Origin of the sequence: Shewanella sp. SM71, from assembly GCF_025653905.1 — a bacterium.
In the GTDB taxonomy this organism is placed as follows: Bacteria; Pseudomonadota; Gammaproteobacteria; order Enterobacterales; family Shewanellaceae; genus Shewanella; species Shewanella oncorhynchi.
On sequence record NZ_JAKKRW010000001.1, the window covers coordinates 177719 to 194134 of the forward strand.

The following is a 16416-nucleotide window of genomic DNA, read 5'->3' on the forward strand; positions in this document are numbered from 1 at the left end:
AGCGAGCGCGCTTACCGATGAAACGTGGTTACGTTTTACATCATCGCCCATATCGAGAGTCCAGTGTCTTAGTTAACCTCTTAGTTGACGGCATTGGACGGGTTGATGTGGTTGCCCGAACCGGCAGCGGTAAGCGCTCTATCAAGAGTATTCTCCAGCCCTTTCAACCGCTGATCTTCGAATTTAGCGGTAAGTCTGAATTAAAAACCTTAACTCAAGTCGAAGCCGCTGCGCCTGCTGTGCCTCTTTCTGGTCAAAGCTTGTTTGCTGGCATGTATATCAATGAGTTATTGGTTCGCACTTTGTCTGTACAGCACAATGCTGAAGAGTTGTTCCTCATTTATCATCAAGCCTTAGTCGGCCTTGCCGCGAAGTTTTGCCAATCCCAACTGCGTTATATTGAGCTCGCCTTGCTGCGGGAATTAGGTTTTATGCCTTCTCTTAGTCGCGATACTCAAGGTGAACCACTCGTACCTGACGATTATTACCAGCTCGTGCCTGAGTTAGGTTTTCAATTTGTGCTCAACTCCCGTGCTCGCAACGCCTACCAAGGGGCAATGTTGACGGCGCTTAACGATAACCAGCTCACCGACGCACATTTTTTGAGCGCCAAGTTGTTGATGCGCTCCCTGTTAACGCCATTACTCGGGACTAAACCTTTGTTGAGTCGACAATTGTTCGCCAGCACAGCCGTACCAACTAAGATTGATGGGAATAATTCGCCCTAGCTCCTGTTTTTTAGCGTGAGCCTAAGTACAATAGGCCGCAATATCAGCGTTAAACATTAAGGAGTTCCCGATGAGCCGTATCTTATTGGGCGTGAATATCGACCATATTGCTACTCTGCGCCAAGCCCGTGGCACCAGTTATCCTGATCCTGTGCATGCTGCTGCCGTTGCTGAACATGCTGGCGCCGATGGCATCACTATCCATTTGCGTGAAGACAGACGCCACATCATAGACCGCGATGTATATTTGTTGGCAAAAACCTTGAAAACCCGCATGAATTTTGAATGCGCTGTGACCGAAGAAATGCTTAACATCGCCTGTGAAATTAAGCCGACCTATGTCTGTTTAGTGCCAGAAAAACGTCAAGAAGTCACCACTGAAGGCGGTTTAGATGTGGCGGGGCAGTTAAATAAAATCACTGCCGCAGTGACTCGTTTAGCCGCTGAGGGTATTCAAGTCTCCTTATTTATCGATGCCGATAAAACTCAAATTGATGCCGCCGTTGCCTCTGGCGCACCGCTTATTGAAATTCATACGGGCTGTTATGCCGATGCTAAAACGGAAGCAGAAGAAGCCACTGAGTTAGCGCGTATTCGCGAAATGGCAAAATACGCCCATGGCAAAGGTTTAGTGGTTAACGCGGGTCATGGTTTGCATTATCACAACGTGAAACCCATCGCGGCGATTCCTGAGTTATATGAACTCAATATCGGCCATGCGATTGTCGCACGTGCCGCCATTGACGGTTTAGCGACAGCAGTGAAAGACATGAAAGTGTTAATGCTTGAAGGTCGTCGGGGCGAGTAATGGCGATTGTCGGCCTAGGCACAGATATCGTCGAGATTGAGCGTATTCAGGTCCATGTGGCACGCGCAGGTGACAAGCTGGCGAAACGTGTGCTGACCGAGTCTGAGTTAGCCATTTATACTGCCCATAGTCAGCCAAGTCGTTATCTTGCCAAGCGTTTTGCTGCAAAAGAAGCCGCAGCCAAAGCCCTCGGTACGGGTATTGGCCGCGGCGTGTCGTTTCAGCATATTCACATTGGCAACAATGAGGATGGTGCACCGACGATTCACTTTACCGAGGGGGCGTTAACGCGCTTACAGCAGCTTAAAGCGACGGTTGGGCATATCTCTATTGCCGATGAAAAATCCTACGCGATTGCGACGGTAATCATAGAGTCTCAATAAACCCGAGTTTGTGTCTGTTGGCGGTAAAAAAGGAACCTTAGTGTTCCTTTTTTCATTTCTGGATGGGTATCCAAATAAGTGCTAAATCAGCGAATGCAACAATTTATTTACTTTTACTGTTCAGCTTAATTGTTTTACGTTAGTTTATGGCTTGCGCGTCGCTCAATTTGGCGCAGGCAAAAGCAGGGGCAAATGAAGAGGAACCCGACATGAAATCCGCCGCAGAGCAGTTATCGACCTACAAAAGTGTGCATTTAAATCAGCGTAATATTCAGACCCATTTTATTGGCATCCCACTGATTATTTGGTCTGCTTTCCTGTTGTTGGCCACAGTGCGTATTCCGCTGGGCAGTATGGGGGAGACAAGTTTAGCAGTGATAGTCGGTATATTCGTGTTGGCCTATTATGTCCGTTTACACTTAAGGCTTTCAATGGGGCTCATATTATTCATGGTACCAGTGCTGCTCACGACTGAGTGGGCGGCGCATATCGCCGGTGCCACTTGGCTTGCCCTAGGGGTATTTGTGGTGGGCTGGGTGTTCCAGCTAATCGGCCATCAATATGAAAAAGCCAAGCCAGCCTTTGTGGATGACTTAAATCAGCTATTAATTGGGCCATTTTTCTTAATGGCGGAAGTGTATTTTATGTTGGGCTTAGAAAAGGCGCTGAATGCCCAGATAACGCCAATCGCGCTTGAGAAGCGTCGTATACTTGAGGCGAAAAAGTCTGCATAGCTTGGCTAGATAGTGAATTAGAGTCGATAGATTAGCACTAAAGGTATAGCTCGGGGGAGCATCATCGCTTGGAGGAAATCATCGGCCGGACCACATCTTAACTTGTGTGGTTCGGCCAATTTTTATGCTCAAAATTGAGGATTAAACTCTGGGGGGATGATAATACAGCGGGATGATTCTCACTGTATTAATCATATTTTCTGACACATCAATTATCTCTAATGGATAACCTGCTAAACGTAAACTGGTATTCGCAGATGGAATTTCCTCCAGATACTCCAGAATCAGACCATTGAGGGTTTTAGGGCCATCGGTGGGAAAGTTCCACTTCATTTCTTTATTCAAATCGCGGATCGTAATGCCCGCATCGACTAAGTAGCTGCCATCTTGCTGCACCTTAATGTCTTCACTCGGGGTGGTCAACATAGAAGTGGTAAAGTCACCGACAATCTCTTCAAGAATATCTTCGAGTGTTACTAGACCTTGAATATCACCATATTCATCAACGACTAAGCCGATGCGCTCTTTATTTTGTTGGAAGTTAGCTAGCTGCACATTGAGTGGCGTACCTTCTGGCACAAAGTAGAGTTCTTTCACTGCACGTAGCAAAGATGACTTGCTAAATTGCTCTTTAGATTGGAGGCGCAGGGCATCGCGTAGATGAATAAAGCCCACTGCATCGTCTATGGTGTCGCGATACACTAACACTCGGGTATGTGGACTTTGGATCACTTGACGATTGATAACCTTAAATTCGTCATTGACGTTAATTCCGTAGATATCTGAGCGTGGCACCATAATATCTTCAACGGTGACTTTCTCTAAATCCAAGATAGATAACAGCATTTCTTGGTGGCGTCGGGGGATGAGTGCCCCAGCCTCATGTACCACTGTGCGCAACTCTTCTTGGCTTAGTGCATCGCTACTATTAACTGTTTTTATCCCCATCAAACGTAAGATACCTGTGGTTATTAAATTAACGCTTGAGACAACATAGGCAAAGGTCGAGGAAAGTATAAGTAGCAGTATGCTAGAGGGAAAAGCAATACGCTCAGGATTTAGCGCGGCGATAGTTTTTGGCGTGACTTCAGCAAAAACGAGCACGACTAATGTAAGCACGCCAGTTGCAACAGCGACCCCTAAGTCGCCCCAAAGACGCATCCCAATGATAGTCGCAATAGCAGATGCGGAAATATTGACTAAGTTATTGCCAATTAAGATCAATCCAATCAAACGGTCAGGACGCTCAAGTAACTTCAAAGCTCTAATCGCCCCTTTATGGCCATTGTTGGCTAAGTGGCGTAGACGGTAACGGTTGAGAGTCATCATTGCGGTTTCTGAGCCTGAAAAATAGGCAGAGAATAGGATAAGCACTAGTAAAACGATCAGGAGTGCGCTTGTCGATATAGCGTCCAAAAAAGGCTCCAATGTGGCCAGTAAACTTAAGTAAATACCGACATTTAAAAAAAGTGTCAAGTCGGCCGCAGCAATAACTGCCCCAGCCGACATAAATGTTTAGTTGAGGATTAACTCTTTGACAATGCGCGCGCCAAAATATGCGAGCGAAAGTAAGGATGCGCCAGTCAGAGTATAAATGACTGCGGTACGAATTTTACAACCGACCCAATACTGTTGCCACAGCATAGTAATGTATACAAACCAAGCCATTATCGACAGAATTGCCTTATGACCTTTACCATCGGCGAACATATCTTCAAGGAAGATAAAACCAGTCGCGAGCGACAAACTGAGCAAGATAACGCCGATAATCACCAGATGATAAAGCTGTTTTTCAACTGTCATCAGCGGCGGAATGCCAGGGCTCAGCATAAATTGTTTTTTCTTCAGTTTATTTTGGATCATCGCCAGTTGTATCGCATACAGGGCGGCAATCATCAGGGCGCTGTAGGCCATGAGTGACAATACGACGTGGGCTAATACTTCAGGATAAAGCTCAAAATGCGTGATGAATTTAGGTGGCAATAACCAGAGTAGGGCAACCGAAAGCACTGAGCAGGCGTAAACCACGGGCACGACGACGATGACTTTCAGCCTGAACATCAATATCGTAAAAGTAAAAGCGATAATCCAGTTCACTAAGGAAATCACATTCGTCAGGCTAAAGTTTTGGCCATCTGTGGTGAAAATCACTTGTGATAATGCTGCGGCATGTAAAATAACCGCAATAGCGGCAAAACCTGCGACAGCACGGCGATTCGGACCGTCTGGGTGAAACAATCTACTCGTCACTAGTACCAATGCAATGCAATAAAAAAACATGGCTGAGGCAGAAAAGATGACCATGGGTAATTAACCTATTTGTGTAGTTAAAGGTGCCTTAAAAACGGGGCATACAGATCAATATTTTCCCTAGAATAACATGAGCAGTCGGCAAATGGGCAGTGACATGAGTTGCAAAATTTAGCAGATTCTTATTGTTAGGGTTAAATAGTGTGTCGATGACAATAAAACATGACTCAGCGCAAGTAAAACACTTAACCACAATCAAGATGGGTGCAGCAGTAGCATAATGCGCATGCATCGTTATAATACAGCCCATCAATCGAGATTCTTAAAGGTATAGAACAGGACGATGTTTGAGAACCTAACCGACAGACTGTCACGCACACTGAAAAATATCAGTGGCCGTGGTCGCTTAACTGAAGAAAACGTTAAGGAAACCCTGCGCGAAGTGCGTATGGCACTGCTGGAGGCCGATGTTGCCCTGCCTGTGGTGCGCGAATTCGTTAATAATGTAAAAGAACGTGCCGTTGGCCAAGAAGTCTCTAAAAGCTTAAGCCCAGGTCAAGCCTTTATTAAGATAGTTCAAAGTGAACTTGAAAAATCCATGGGTGAGGCGAATGAAGCCCTAGATTTAGCCACTCAGCCGCCAGCTGTGATTATGATGGCGGGTTTACAAGGTGCAGGTAAAACCACCAGTGTGGCCAAACTGGGTAAATTTTTACGCGAACGCCATAAAAAATCGGTATTAGTCGTCAGTGCTGACGTTTATCGCCCCGCGGCGATTAAACAGCTTGAGACGTTAGCCCAAGAAGTGGCGGTGGAGTTTTTCCCATCGGACGTTAGCCAAAAGCCAATCGACATTGCGAAAGCGGCGATTGCCCACGCTAAATTAAAGTTTATCGATGTGGTGATCCTCGATACCGCGGGTCGTCTGCATGTCGACGAAGCCATGATGGACGAGATCAAAGGCTTACACGCAGCGGTCAAGCCTATCGAGACCTTGTTCGTTGTTGATGCTATGACAGGTCAAGATGCGGCGAACACGGCTAAGGCGTTTAACGAAGCTTTACCACTGACAGGGGTGATTTTAACCAAAGTCGATGGTGATGCGCGCGGTGGTGCGGCGTTATCGATTCGCCACATTACGGGCAAGCCGATTAAATTCCTCGGTGTGGGTGAAAAGACCGACGCGTTAGAGCCATTCCATCCAGACCGTATTGCCTCACGCATTTTGGGCATGGGCGATGTGTTATCGCTTATCGAAGAAGTTGAGCGCGGCGTCGATAAAGAAAAGGCCATGAAGCTGGCTTCGAAAGTGAAGCAAGGTGGCAGTTTCGATTTAGAAGATTTCCGTGAGCAGTTACAGCAAATGAAAAACATGGGCGGCATGATGAATATGCTGGAAAAATTGCCCGGAGTGGGTCAATTGCCCCCTGAAGCCTTAGCGCAAATCCAAGACGGCAAGATGACAGGCCAAATGGAAGCCATCATTAATTCGATGACTTCCAAGGAGCGTAAGAACCCTGATTTAATCAAGGGCTCACGCAAACGTCGCATCGCTGCTGGTTCTGGCACGCAAATTCAAGATGTAAACCGTTTATTGAAACAGTTTACTCAAATGCAAAAGATGATGAAAAAAATGTCTGCTAAGGGCGGCATGCAAAAAATGATGCGCGGAATGCGTGGCATGATGCCGCCAGGAATGAAATTTCCGGGACGTTAATCGGGCATTTTTAGTTAAACTTAGCACTTTATCAGTCGGTTGACTCTGGCAACAATGAACCGCTTACTGAGGGCGCAGGCGTAATAATCGCCATCTTTGGTTGCATTCGTTGGAAAGTCAGGTAAAATCTTCCGGCTTTCTATCTGGGACTCTTCGCGAACACGGGGTTCCAGTTTTTATTTTTGCTTCAAGCAAATCATTAGAGGATTGAAAACGCATGGTTACCATTCGTTTAGCTCGTGGCGGCGCAAAAAAGCGTCCATTTTACAACATCGTTGTTGCTGATAGCCGTAACGCTCGTGACGGTCGTTTCATCGAGCGTGTTGGTTTCTTCAACCCATTGGCCCGTGGCCAAGAAGAAACTTTACGTTTAGACCTAGCTCGCGTTGAGCACTGGGTTTCTAACGGTGCAGCTGCTACAGAACGTGTAGCAAAACTGATCAAAGACGCTCGTAAAGCAACAGCTTAATAGCGTTAAGGTATAGATTGATGAGCAGTAACCAACAGCCAGTCGTACTGGGGAAATTAGGCTCCTGTCATGGCATTAAAGGTTGGCTGAAAATCACCGCCTATACCGATTCTGTTGAAGGTATCTTTGACTATTCACCTTGGCTTATTAAAGAAAATGGTGAGTGGCGCGAAATAAAGGTCACCCAGTGGCGTTATCAAGGCAAGGCCGTTGTTGCCTTACTTGATGGCGTAGAAACACGGGAGCAAGCGCAAATGCTCACAAATTGTGAGATTGCGATTTTGCCGGAACAGATGAACGATTTGCCAGCAGATGAATTCTACTGGCGTGATCTCATCGGTTGCGAAGTGGTCAATACAACAGGCTATAACATGGGGATTGTCGATCAGATCGTGGAAACAGGATCGAACGACGTATTACTCGTTAAAGCCAACGCTAAAGATAGTTTCGGCAAAGTGGAACGTATGATCCCCTTTGTCCCTGAGCAGTTCATCAAAACGGTGGATCTGCAAGGTAAACAGATTTTAGTGGATTGGGATCCTGACTTCTAAGTCGAGGTACAACAGATGTGGTTAGGGGTAATAACCCTGTTCCCAGAGATGTTCCGTGCCGTGACAGACTTTGGTGTTACGGGTCGAGCCGTGAAAAACGGCCTGCTCGAGTTGCACACGTGGAATCCCCGTGATTTCACCCATGATAGACACAATACGGTAGATGACAGGCCTTACGGCGGTGGTCCCGGAATGTTGATGATGGTGCAACCCTTGCGCGATGCCATCCATGCAGCGAAAGCCGCAGCGGGTGAAGGTGCGAAGGTGATTTACTTGTCACCTCAAGGACGCAAGCTGGATCAGCAAGGCGTCACTGAGTTGGCTCAATCATCACGTTTGATTTTGGTCTGTGGTCGATACGAAGGTATTGATGAACGCATCATTCAAACGGAAGTGGATGAAGAGTGGTCGATAGGGGATTACGTGCTTTCGGGCGGCGAATTACCGGCGATGACTCTGATAGATTCAGTATCGAGATTGGTTCCTGGCGTGCTAGGAAAACAAGCTTCGGCGGAGCAAGATTCTTTCTCCGACGGTTTACTGGATTGTCCACATTACACTCGCCCTGAAAGCCTTGATGGTCTTGACGTACCGGCAGTGCTGCTAAGTGGCAACCACGAACAAATTAGACTCTGGCGTTTACAGCAAAGCCTTGGTAGGACTTTACTTAGACGGCCAGAATTATTGCAAAATCTAGCTCTGACTGACGAACAAACGACTCTATTAGCGCAGTTCGTTGAAGCAATGAACAAGCATGCTTAGTCGTAGCTCAGTTAATTCTAGAACGGAGTAAGTTATGAACAACATCATTAAAATGCTCAACGATGAGCAAATGAAACAAGACGTACCTGCGTTTGGTGCTGGTGATACAGTAGTCGTTCAGGTTCGTGTTAAAGAAGGCGATAAAGAGCGTTTACAGGCTTTTGAAGGCGTTGTAATTGCTAAGCGTAACCGTGGTCTGCACTCTGCATTCACAGTACGTAAAATCTCTAATGGCGAAGGTGTTGAGCGTGCTTTCCAAACGCACAGCCCACTGATCGCTAGCATTGAAGTTAAGCGTCGTGGTCGCGTTCGTCGCGCCAAACTGTACTATCTGCGTGATCGTTCAGGTAAATCTGCACGTATCCGTGAGAAGCTGGCAACTAAGTAATAGTTACCGCTACAGAAAACAAGACGTAGTGTTCGCACAGAAAACCGCCCTAGTGGCGGTTTTTTGTTGCTGTTTTTTGAGTATTTATACTTGATCTAAAGAGAATGAACAGGCATAGTGGTCGCCATTACTGTAATGGTGTAGTGTTACAGAATTACATTGCGATGGATTTACGCTATTTTTTATCCGAAATGAATACCCAAGCTGACTTGAAGTCCTGCTTCGACAACTGGGTTAAACACTAAGTCTTAGGTGGTAAGCATGCAACAAGATACGATTAACAACGTACACATCAGTTCAGAGAAAGTCTTAATCACGCCGCAAGAGCTTAAAAATGCCTTGCCACTCTCTGAGCATGCTTATCGCTATATCCTCAATGCCCGCAAAACCGTGGCTGATATTGTTCATAAGCGTGACAATCGAGTATTGATTGTCACTGGCCCTTGCTCAATCCATGATATCGCCGCCGCAAAAGAATACGCTTTAAGGCTTAAAACTCTGCACGATGAACTCAGTGATGAGTTTTACATCTTAATGCGAGTGTACTTTGAAAAGCCGCGTACCACGGTAGGTTGGAAGGGCATGATCAACGACCCCGATATGGATGAATCCTTCGATGTCGAAAAAGGCCTGAAAATGGCCCGTGAGCTAATGATTTGGTTGGCCGAGTTAGGACTGCCAGTTGCTACCGAAGCACTCGATCCTATCAGTCCTCAGTACATTTCTGAGCTAGTGACTTGGTCTGCCATTGGCGCTCGCACCACTGAATCGCAAACCCATAGGGAAATGGCATCGGGTCTTTCTATGCCGGTGGGCTTTAAAAATGGCACCGATGGTAAGCTCGATGTGGCGATTAATGCGCTAAAATCGGCGGCCAGCAGTCACAGATTTATGGGTATTAACCAACAGGGCCAAGTCGCATTATTGCAAACTGCAGGTAATCCCGATGGCCATGTGATTTTACGCGGTGGTGCAACGCCCAACTATGATGCGGCGAGTGTGGCTGAATGTGAAATGCAGCTCCACAAAGCCAAACTCAATGCACGTTTGATCATCGATTGCAGCCATGGCAATTCATCCAAAGACTACAGCCGCCAAAAGCCTGTCTGTGAAGATGTGTTCGAGCAGATTTATAACGGCAATAAGTCGATTATTGGCGTCATGCTAGAAAGTCATTTAAATGAAGGCAATCAAAGTTGTGATAGGCCATTAAGCGAGCTAGCTTACGGTGTTTCTGTAACAGATTCTTGTATTAATTGGGAAAAAACAGAAACCATTTTACGGGAAGGCGCAGCGAAGTTATCTTCAATACTTCCAACGCGTTTCGATATGCTTAAAGTAGCTAACGCTTAAATTGGTTACAGCTTAATGGACTCAGGTATGAATGAAAAAACAACGGCCGAATTAGAACACCTTCGCGGCCTGATTGATGGTGTTGATCAGCAATTACTGCACTTACTGCGTAAGCGCTTGGATCTCGTTGCGCAAGTGGGCACGGTGAAACACGGCGCCGGTTTACCTATTTATGCTCCTCAGCGTGAAGCCGCCATGCTGGCTAAACGTCGTGAAGAAGCAAAAACTATGGGGATCGAGCCGCAGTTGATCGAAGATATTTTGCGTCGCTTGATGCGTGAGTCTTACCTCAATGAAAAAGATGTTGGTTTTAAGCAAGTTAAAAAAGATCTTGGCTCAGTGGTGATTGTCGGCGGTAAAGGGCAACTCGGTGGGCTATTTTCACAAATGCTGACCTTATCTGGCTACCAAGTGAATCTGCTCGATAAAGATGATTGGCGGCAAGCGGATAGCTTATTTGCCGATGCGGGGATGGTGTTAGTGACAGTGCCTATTGCGATTACCTGTGAGCTTATTCGTGAAAAACTGACCCAGTTACCAGCAGATTGCATTCTGGCAGATTTGACCTCCATCAAGACTGAGCCGGTTAAAGCCATGCTTGAGGCGCATTCTGGTCCTGTCGTTGGTTTTCATCCTATGTTTGGTCCTGATGTGGGCAGTCTGGCGAAGCAAGTCGTGGTGGTGTGTCATGGTCGCTTGCCGGAAAAATACCAGTGGTTGCTTGAGCAGATCGCCATTTGGGGCGCGCGGATTGTCGAAGCAGAACCAGAGCGTCACGACAATGCGATGCAGCTAGTGCAGGCAATGCGTCACTTCTCGACCTTTGTGTATGGTTTGAATCTGTGTAAGGAAGAGGCAGATATCGATACTTTACTGCAATTTAGCTCGCCGATTTACCGATTAGAATTGGCTATGGTAGGGCGCTTATTCGCCCAAAGCCCAGAGCTTTACGCCGATATTATTTTTGCCCAGCAAGATAGTCAGCATGCTATTGGTGATTATTTAGACAACTACCGTGAAGCGTTAGAGCTACTAAAACGGGGTGACAGGAACGAGTTTATTAAGCAGTTCCAAAGTGTCGCCAAATGGTTTGGGGATTTTGCCCCTCAATTCCAACGCGAAAGCCGTATTATGCTGCAATCGGTTAATGATATGAAAATCAATTAATAAATAAACAGTTACTCTTTAAAACGCCCATCATTGATGGGCATTTTTTTATGGATTTTTAACAGGTCACATTGTATTTATTAGTAATTGCTTAAGGTGATCTTTCTCTAACATTTAGCATCTCACTTTAGAAATGAGTGTCGCTTATGGCACGTTTAGGTAGACTAGCTTTAAACATGCAAAAATAAAGCATGAATTTAAATTAGGAGTCTATCCATGTTCTGTATTCAGTGTGAGCAAACCATTCGTACACCCGCTGGCAATGGGTGTAGTTATTCCCAAGGTATGTGTGGCAAGTTGGCGGCAACGTCCGATCTGCAAGACTTGCTGATTTACATGCTGCAAGGCGTGTCTGTTTATGCGGTTAAAGCTCGCGAGCTGGGCATTATCGATGCTGAAATTGATAGTTTTGTGCCTAAAGCCTTTTTCGCGACCCTCACCAACGTCAACTTCGATGATGAGCGCATTATGGCTTATATCCAGCAGGCGGCTAAGTATCGTGCTCAGTTAAAAGCTTCTTACGAAGCGGCTTGTGAACAAGCCGGTATTGCTGCTGAGCAAGTGCCGCAAGTCGCTCAGTTAGTGCTGGGGACCAGTAAGATTGAAATGCTAGCGCAGGCACCGATTGCATTGCTGAATAAAGATAAGCATGAAGTTCATGAAGACATCATGGGATTGAGGTTATTGTGTTTATATGGTCTTAAGGGCGCGGCTGCTTATATGGAGCATGCTCGCGTGTTGGGTCAGACTGATGCTGATGTGGCAGGGCGCTTCCATGAAATTATGTCTTTCTTAGGTGAGCCGAGTGTTGATGGCGATAAGCTGTTTACTACGGCTATGGACATAGGTCAGTTGAACTACCACATAATGGCAATGCTGGATGCGGGTGAAACTCAAGCCTTTGGTCATCCTGAGCCAACTGTGGTCAACACTAAGTCAGTTAAGGGCAAAGCCATACTAGTCTCTGGCCATGACATGAAGGATTTAGAGCTTATTCTCGAGCAGACTGTAGGCAAGGGTATCAATGTGTTTACCCACGGTGAAATGCTTCCTGCACTGGCGTATCCAGCCTTTAAAAAATATGCACATCTTGTCGGAAATTACGGCAGTGCTTGGCAGAATCAACAGCAAGAATTTGCCAATTTCCCTGGCGCTGTGGTGATGACATCTAACTGTATTATCGATCCAAATGTGGGTAGTTATAGTGATCGTATCTTTACTCGCAGCATAGTGGGCTGGCCTGGTGTGGTGCATATCGAAGGAGATGATTTCTCGGCTGTCATTGATAAAGCGTTAGCCTTAGAAGGCTTTATCTATGATGAAATCCCACACACTATCACTATTGGTTTTGCCCGTAATGCCTTGATGGCCGCAGCGCCCGCCGTGGTTGAAAATGTGAAGAGTGGTGCGATTAAGCATTTCTTCCTTGTTGGCGGTTGCGATGGCGACAAAGCTGACAGAAGCTACTTCACTGAACTTGCTAAATCCACACCTAAGGATTCAATAATCCTGACGCTAGGCTGTGGTAAGTACAAATTCAATAAGCTCGAATTTGGTGACATTAACGGTATTCCACGTTTGCTCGATGTGGGCCAATGTAACGATGCCTATTCAGCGATTCAGTTAGCGATTGCATTAGCTGAAGTGTTTGAATGTGATATCAATGAATTACCTCTGAGCTTAGTGCTTTCTTGGTTTGAGCAAAAAGCCATTGTAGTACTGCTGACGCTGTTGTCACTTGGCGTTAAAAATATTCGAACAGGCCCGACGCCACCTGCATTCCTGACGGCCAATTTAGCCAAAGTTTTGGAAGATAAGTTTGGCTTGCGTAATACCACGACAGTCGAAGCCGATTTAAAAAATATGTTAAACGTGGCTTAAATCAACCAAGAATTGTTGCTGAACTGCGGTTTTGGCTTGTTTACTGAGGCCGCAGTGTTTTGTGGGTAAATGCTATGAACATGAGTGTGATAGCGGGAGCGCGGGCATTATCGGTTTCGCCCCATAAACCCGGAAGTGTTAATCAATTAGTGTGCGTCGAACGCTGGAATGAAACCTCGGATGTCGTGAGTTTTCGTTTTCAAGCGGGCGAGCCGATGAAGTTTGACTATAAACCCGGTCAGTTTATGACCTTTGTGCTTGAGATTAATGGCGAGCAAGTGTGCCGCAGTTATACCTTGTCATCATCGCCATCTAGGCCATATTCCTTGATGGTGACGATTAAGCGTGTTGCGGGTGGACTCGTATCTAATTATCTTATCGACAATCTATTACTCGGCCAGAGTGTGCGAGTGCTGCCGCCCGCGGGGCAATTTAATCTGTTTGATATTGCTCGGCTAAGCCATAAACAGCCAGAGACTGAAAAGTTAGATGCTAATCTGTTAGCTATAACGGCGCAGAAATACCTTTTTTTGAGTGCTGGTTGCGGTATTACCCCCATGTACTCTATGTCGCGTTATCTGACTGATACACAAATTGATGCCGATATTGCCTTTGTGCACAGTGCGCGATCAGAGAATGATATTATTTTTAAGTCATCATTGGCGACTATGGCCAACCGTTTTAATGCATTTAAGCTCAGCTACGCACTTGAGACTGTCACTGAAACACTGGGGTGTTCACCAAAGATAGCATTCGATTTCGGGCGGTTAAGTGCACAGATGCTACAAACCTTAGTACCTGATTTTGCAGAGCGTACTATCTACCTTTGTGGGCCAGAACCTTATATGCAAGCGGTAAAAACCTTATTGGTCGAACTCAATTTTGATATGAGTCGGTTATACCATGAGAGTTTTGCCACGGCCGAGAAAGTTGCCCGCAGTCAGCTTATGCAAGCAAACTCGTCAGATGGAACGAGTGAAAACCCACCAGAAGTGGCTTTCGCCTTGTCTATTGGCGATCGAAGCACGACGCTAAATCAAGGACAAAGTCTGCTGGAGGGAATTGAGGCGGAAGGTTTGCCGATTATTGCGGCCTGTCGTTCGGGCGTTTGCGGCGCGTGTAAGTGTCAAGTCTTGGAGGGCGAAACGGTATCGACAAGCGTGATGACACTGACTACTGCAGAAATTGAAGCCGGTTTTGTACTCGCTTGCTCCACAACATTAGCATCCGACGTGACACTTAAACTTTAACGTGCTGCTAATTAGCATCATTTACTTGTGACTTATTTTTAAATGGATGGAAATATTTCTAATCCTTAGTTGCGCTTATCTCAGTGAGAACGTAAGGTTAATGACAAGGGCGTATGATGTTCGCGCCCAGTCTATTAGTCTGGCTGGAGTCTCTCAATGACAATGACAACCACTTATGCCGCAAAAATTGAAGACCGTACTCTGGGACATTTGTTGTACGCCTTGATGTCGGGTTTTCCCTTATTATTACTTCCTGTGCTGCTAAGTTTGTTCATTAATCTTTCCCAACGCCAATTCCATGGTAATCCATTATTGGCGTCGCATTTGCGTTGGCAACGGCATTCTAATCTCGCCTTTCTTGGCTTGCTAGTGCTCGGCTATTGCGTTCCACTGACTTGGCTCAGTCTTTCGATTTATCTCTTTGGGATCATTTGGTTTTGCCACAGGATCATTAAAGGGTGGTTAAGTCTATTGGATGGTTTAGAAATCTAAACTTGTGCTAGAGTCTCTAAATTGATGATTTTTAGAGGCTCTTATGTCCAGCTACCAAATTCTGTGTGTCCTCTGCGCGTTGGCGCTAGTGACTTCGGTTATTTCCTCTCGCGTCCATAAACTTCAGGAAACTGTGGCCATTACTGCTATTGCCCTAGGAATGAGTTTGTTGTTGCTCTTTGGGGGAAAGGCCTTAGGTGGGGACGTTTATGTGTATTTTGTCTCTGGCTTAGAGAAACTCGATTTTCAAGCTTTACTGCTCAATGGCATGCTCGGTTTTTTACTCTTTGCCGGCGCATTACAAATCCGCTTAAAAATACTGAGGCATCAAAAGTGGGAGATCCTAATCCTTGCTTTTATAAGCACCTTATTGTCGACATTTATTATAGGTGGGCTGTTATTTTGGTTCGCGCCTATGCTGGGTCTCCCGCTACAATTCAGCCACTGCTTACTGTTCGGCGCCTTGATTTCGCCCACCGATCCTATCGCTGTTTTGGCTATTTTAAAGAAAATGGGTGCGCCGGAAGATATTGCGATTCAAGTAGAAGGTGAATCTTTATTTAACGATGGCATAGGGTTAGTGATTTTTGTGGCAATATCGCAATTGGCTTTCTCCACCGAGCCACTGACGTTTATCCATATCTCTGAGTTATTTATTCGTGAGGCGGTAGGTGGGGTTATTTACGGTGGCGTGCTTGGTTTTCTGCTGCATCATTTTTTCCGCTACTGCGAGGAAGAAACGCAATTAATGCTGGTTACCCTGCTGATCCCAACCGCGGGATATGTCATGGCGGATGTGCTTGGTGTTTCAGGTCCTTTAGCTATGGTGAGTGCGGGGATGATCATAGGAAATTTCAGCGTGCCTAAGTTTTTTGCTCGTAACGAGCGAGTGAAACTATTTGCTTTTTGGTCGCTGATTGAATCCTTCTTTAATGCCTTACTCTTCCTATTGCTTGGTTTATTGCTTTTGTTAGTCACTTTCAAAGCACCATTATGGTGGTTTATGTTTGTGGCTATACCAATAGTCTTGTTGGCGCGTGCAATGAGTGTGTTATTACCTTATTTGGGCTTTCGATTGTTTAAGTCATACAACCCCTATGCAGAGACGATTTTGATTTGGGGTGGTTTAAGGGGAGGATTAGCCCTCGCTATGGCGATGAGTTTGCCTGAGGGTATCGTCATAGATGCTATTGGTGGTGTAGAGCTGCGGGAGTTGTTGTTAGTGATGACCTATGCCGTCGTCGTATTTTCGATTTTAGTGCAGGGCTCTACTATGACAGGGCTTATCCGTAGGAGTAATACCGTTAGCTCTTCTTAAAATGCATAAAGGATCACTGCGCTGCAATACTAAACAATATTAAGCCTGCTAGTCATCACACTGGCTAGCAAGCTTGTCTGAGTCAATTAGGGATAAAAGAAGCCTCATTTATCCCTTAACACACTTCGAACTAACCACATTTCACTTTAAATTAAATCACTCAAG

17 protein-coding genes are annotated in these 16416 nt (G+C 45.8%); 15 read left to right on the forward strand and 2 right to left on the reverse strand.

The window, feature by feature from the left end:
• Positions 1 to 17 precede the first annotated feature (17 nt).
• The 4 genes from recO to L5L97_RS00790 all read left to right on the forward strand — a co-directional run bounded on the left by recO (position 18) and on the right by L5L97_RS00790 (position 2653).
• Positions 18 to 728: a DNA repair protein RecO gene (gene recO, locus L5L97_RS00775; protein WP_263180810.1), complete on the forward strand. Its 711-nt coding sequence runs from the start codon at positions 18 to 20 to the stop codon at positions 726 to 728.
• Positions 729 to 798: 70 nt separating this feature from the next.
• Entirely contained in the window at positions 799 to 1536 is a 738-nt protein-coding gene (pdxJ, locus tag L5L97_RS00780) for a pyridoxine 5'-phosphate synthase (protein WP_263180811.1), read from the forward strand.
• On the forward strand, positions 1536 to 1919 hold the full coding sequence (acpS, locus tag L5L97_RS00785) for a holo-ACP synthase (RefSeq protein ID WP_028760816.1): 384 nt from the start codon (positions 1536 to 1538) through the stop codon (positions 1917 to 1919). The genes pdxJ and acpS overlap by 1 nt, the downstream gene beginning before the upstream one ends.
• A 209-nt stretch (positions 1920 to 2128) precedes the next feature.
• Positions 2129 to 2653, forward strand: coding sequence for a DUF962 domain-containing protein (locus L5L97_RS00790; RefSeq protein WP_263160818.1), 525 nt, complete (start codon positions 2129 to 2131; stop codon positions 2651 to 2653).
• 141 nt (positions 2654 to 2794) lie between these two features.
• Here L5L97_RS00790 and L5L97_RS00795 read toward each other — a convergent pair whose 3' ends face one another.
• Together L5L97_RS00795 and L5L97_RS00800 are read right to left on the reverse strand one after the other, a co-directional pair.
• The gene (locus tag L5L97_RS00795; RefSeq protein ID WP_113940661.1) at positions 2795 to 4069 is read right to left on the reverse strand and encodes an HlyC/CorC family transporter; all 1275 of its coding nucleotides are present in this window, start codon (positions 4067 to 4069) and stop codon (positions 2795 to 2797) included.
• 99 nt (positions 4070 to 4168) lie between these two features.
• On the reverse strand, positions 4169 to 4957 hold the full coding sequence (locus L5L97_RS00800; protein WP_028760813.1) for an inner membrane protein YpjD: 789 nt from the start codon (positions 4955 to 4957) through the stop codon (positions 4169 to 4171).
• A gap of 289 nt (positions 4958 to 5246) precedes the next feature.
• Between L5L97_RS00800 and ffh the strand changes: the two genes are divergently transcribed.
• From ffh to L5L97_RS00855, 11 genes are all read left to right on the forward strand, one after another.
• Positions 5247 to 6620, forward strand: coding sequence for a signal recognition particle protein (ffh, locus tag L5L97_RS00805; RefSeq protein WP_006080787.1), 1374 nt, complete (start codon positions 5247 to 5249; stop codon positions 6618 to 6620).
• Positions 6621 to 6837: 217 nt separating this feature from the next.
• Positions 6838 to 7089 (forward strand): 30S ribosomal protein S16, encoded by a 252-nt coding sequence (gene rpsP / locus L5L97_RS00810; protein ID WP_006080788.1) that lies wholly within the window; start codon positions 6838 to 6840, stop codon positions 7087 to 7089.
• A gap of 20 nt (positions 7090 to 7109) precedes the next feature.
• Positions 7110 to 7640 carry a ribosome maturation factor RimM gene (gene rimM, locus L5L97_RS00815; protein ID WP_006080789.1) on the forward strand — a complete coding sequence of 177 codons (531 nt, stop codon included), beginning with the start codon at positions 7110 to 7112 and terminating at the stop codon, positions 7638 to 7640.
• A gap of 15 nt (positions 7641 to 7655) precedes the next feature.
• Positions 7656 to 8402, forward strand: a complete 747-nt coding sequence (gene trmD, locus L5L97_RS00820; RefSeq protein WP_028760810.1) for a tRNA (guanosine(37)-N1)-methyltransferase TrmD — start codon at positions 7656 to 7658, stop codon at positions 8400 to 8402.
• Between the two features lie 34 nt (positions 8403 to 8436).
• A complete protein-coding gene (gene rplS, locus L5L97_RS00825) occupies positions 8437 to 8790 on the forward strand; it encodes a 50S ribosomal protein L19 (protein WP_006080791.1) in 354 nt (117 codons plus the stop codon).
• A 261-nt stretch (positions 8791 to 9051) separates the two neighbouring features.
• Complete coding sequence (locus tag L5L97_RS00830) at positions 9052 to 10143, forward strand: 3-deoxy-7-phosphoheptulonate synthase (RefSeq protein WP_263180812.1); 1092 nt, start codon at positions 9052 to 9054, stop codon at positions 10141 to 10143.
• 27 nt (positions 10144 to 10170) lie between these two features.
• Entirely contained in the window at positions 10171 to 11310 is a 1140-nt protein-coding gene (gene tyrA / locus L5L97_RS00835; RefSeq protein ID WP_263180813.1) for a bifunctional chorismate mutase/prephenate dehydrogenase, read from the forward strand.
• 216 nt (positions 11311 to 11526) lie between these two features.
• A complete protein-coding gene (gene hcp / locus L5L97_RS00840; RefSeq protein WP_263180814.1) occupies positions 11527 to 13191 on the forward strand; it encodes a hydroxylamine reductase in 1665 nt (554 codons plus the stop codon).
• Positions 13192 to 13265: 74 nt separating this feature from the next.
• Positions 13266 to 14441, forward strand: coding sequence for a hybrid-cluster NAD(P)-dependent oxidoreductase (locus L5L97_RS00845; protein ID WP_263180815.1), 1176 nt, complete (start codon positions 13266 to 13268; stop codon positions 14439 to 14441).
• 156 nt (positions 14442 to 14597) lie between these two features.
• Positions 14598 to 14933, forward strand: coding sequence for a hypothetical protein (locus L5L97_RS00850; RefSeq protein WP_028760805.1), 336 nt, complete (start codon positions 14598 to 14600; stop codon positions 14931 to 14933).
• 43 nt (positions 14934 to 14976) lie between these two features.
• Positions 14977 to 16251 carry a cation:proton antiporter gene (locus L5L97_RS00855; RefSeq protein ID WP_263180816.1) on the forward strand — a complete coding sequence of 425 codons (1275 nt, stop codon included), beginning with the start codon at positions 14977 to 14979 and terminating at the stop codon, positions 16249 to 16251.
• Positions 16252 to 16416: the final 165 nt, after the last annotated feature.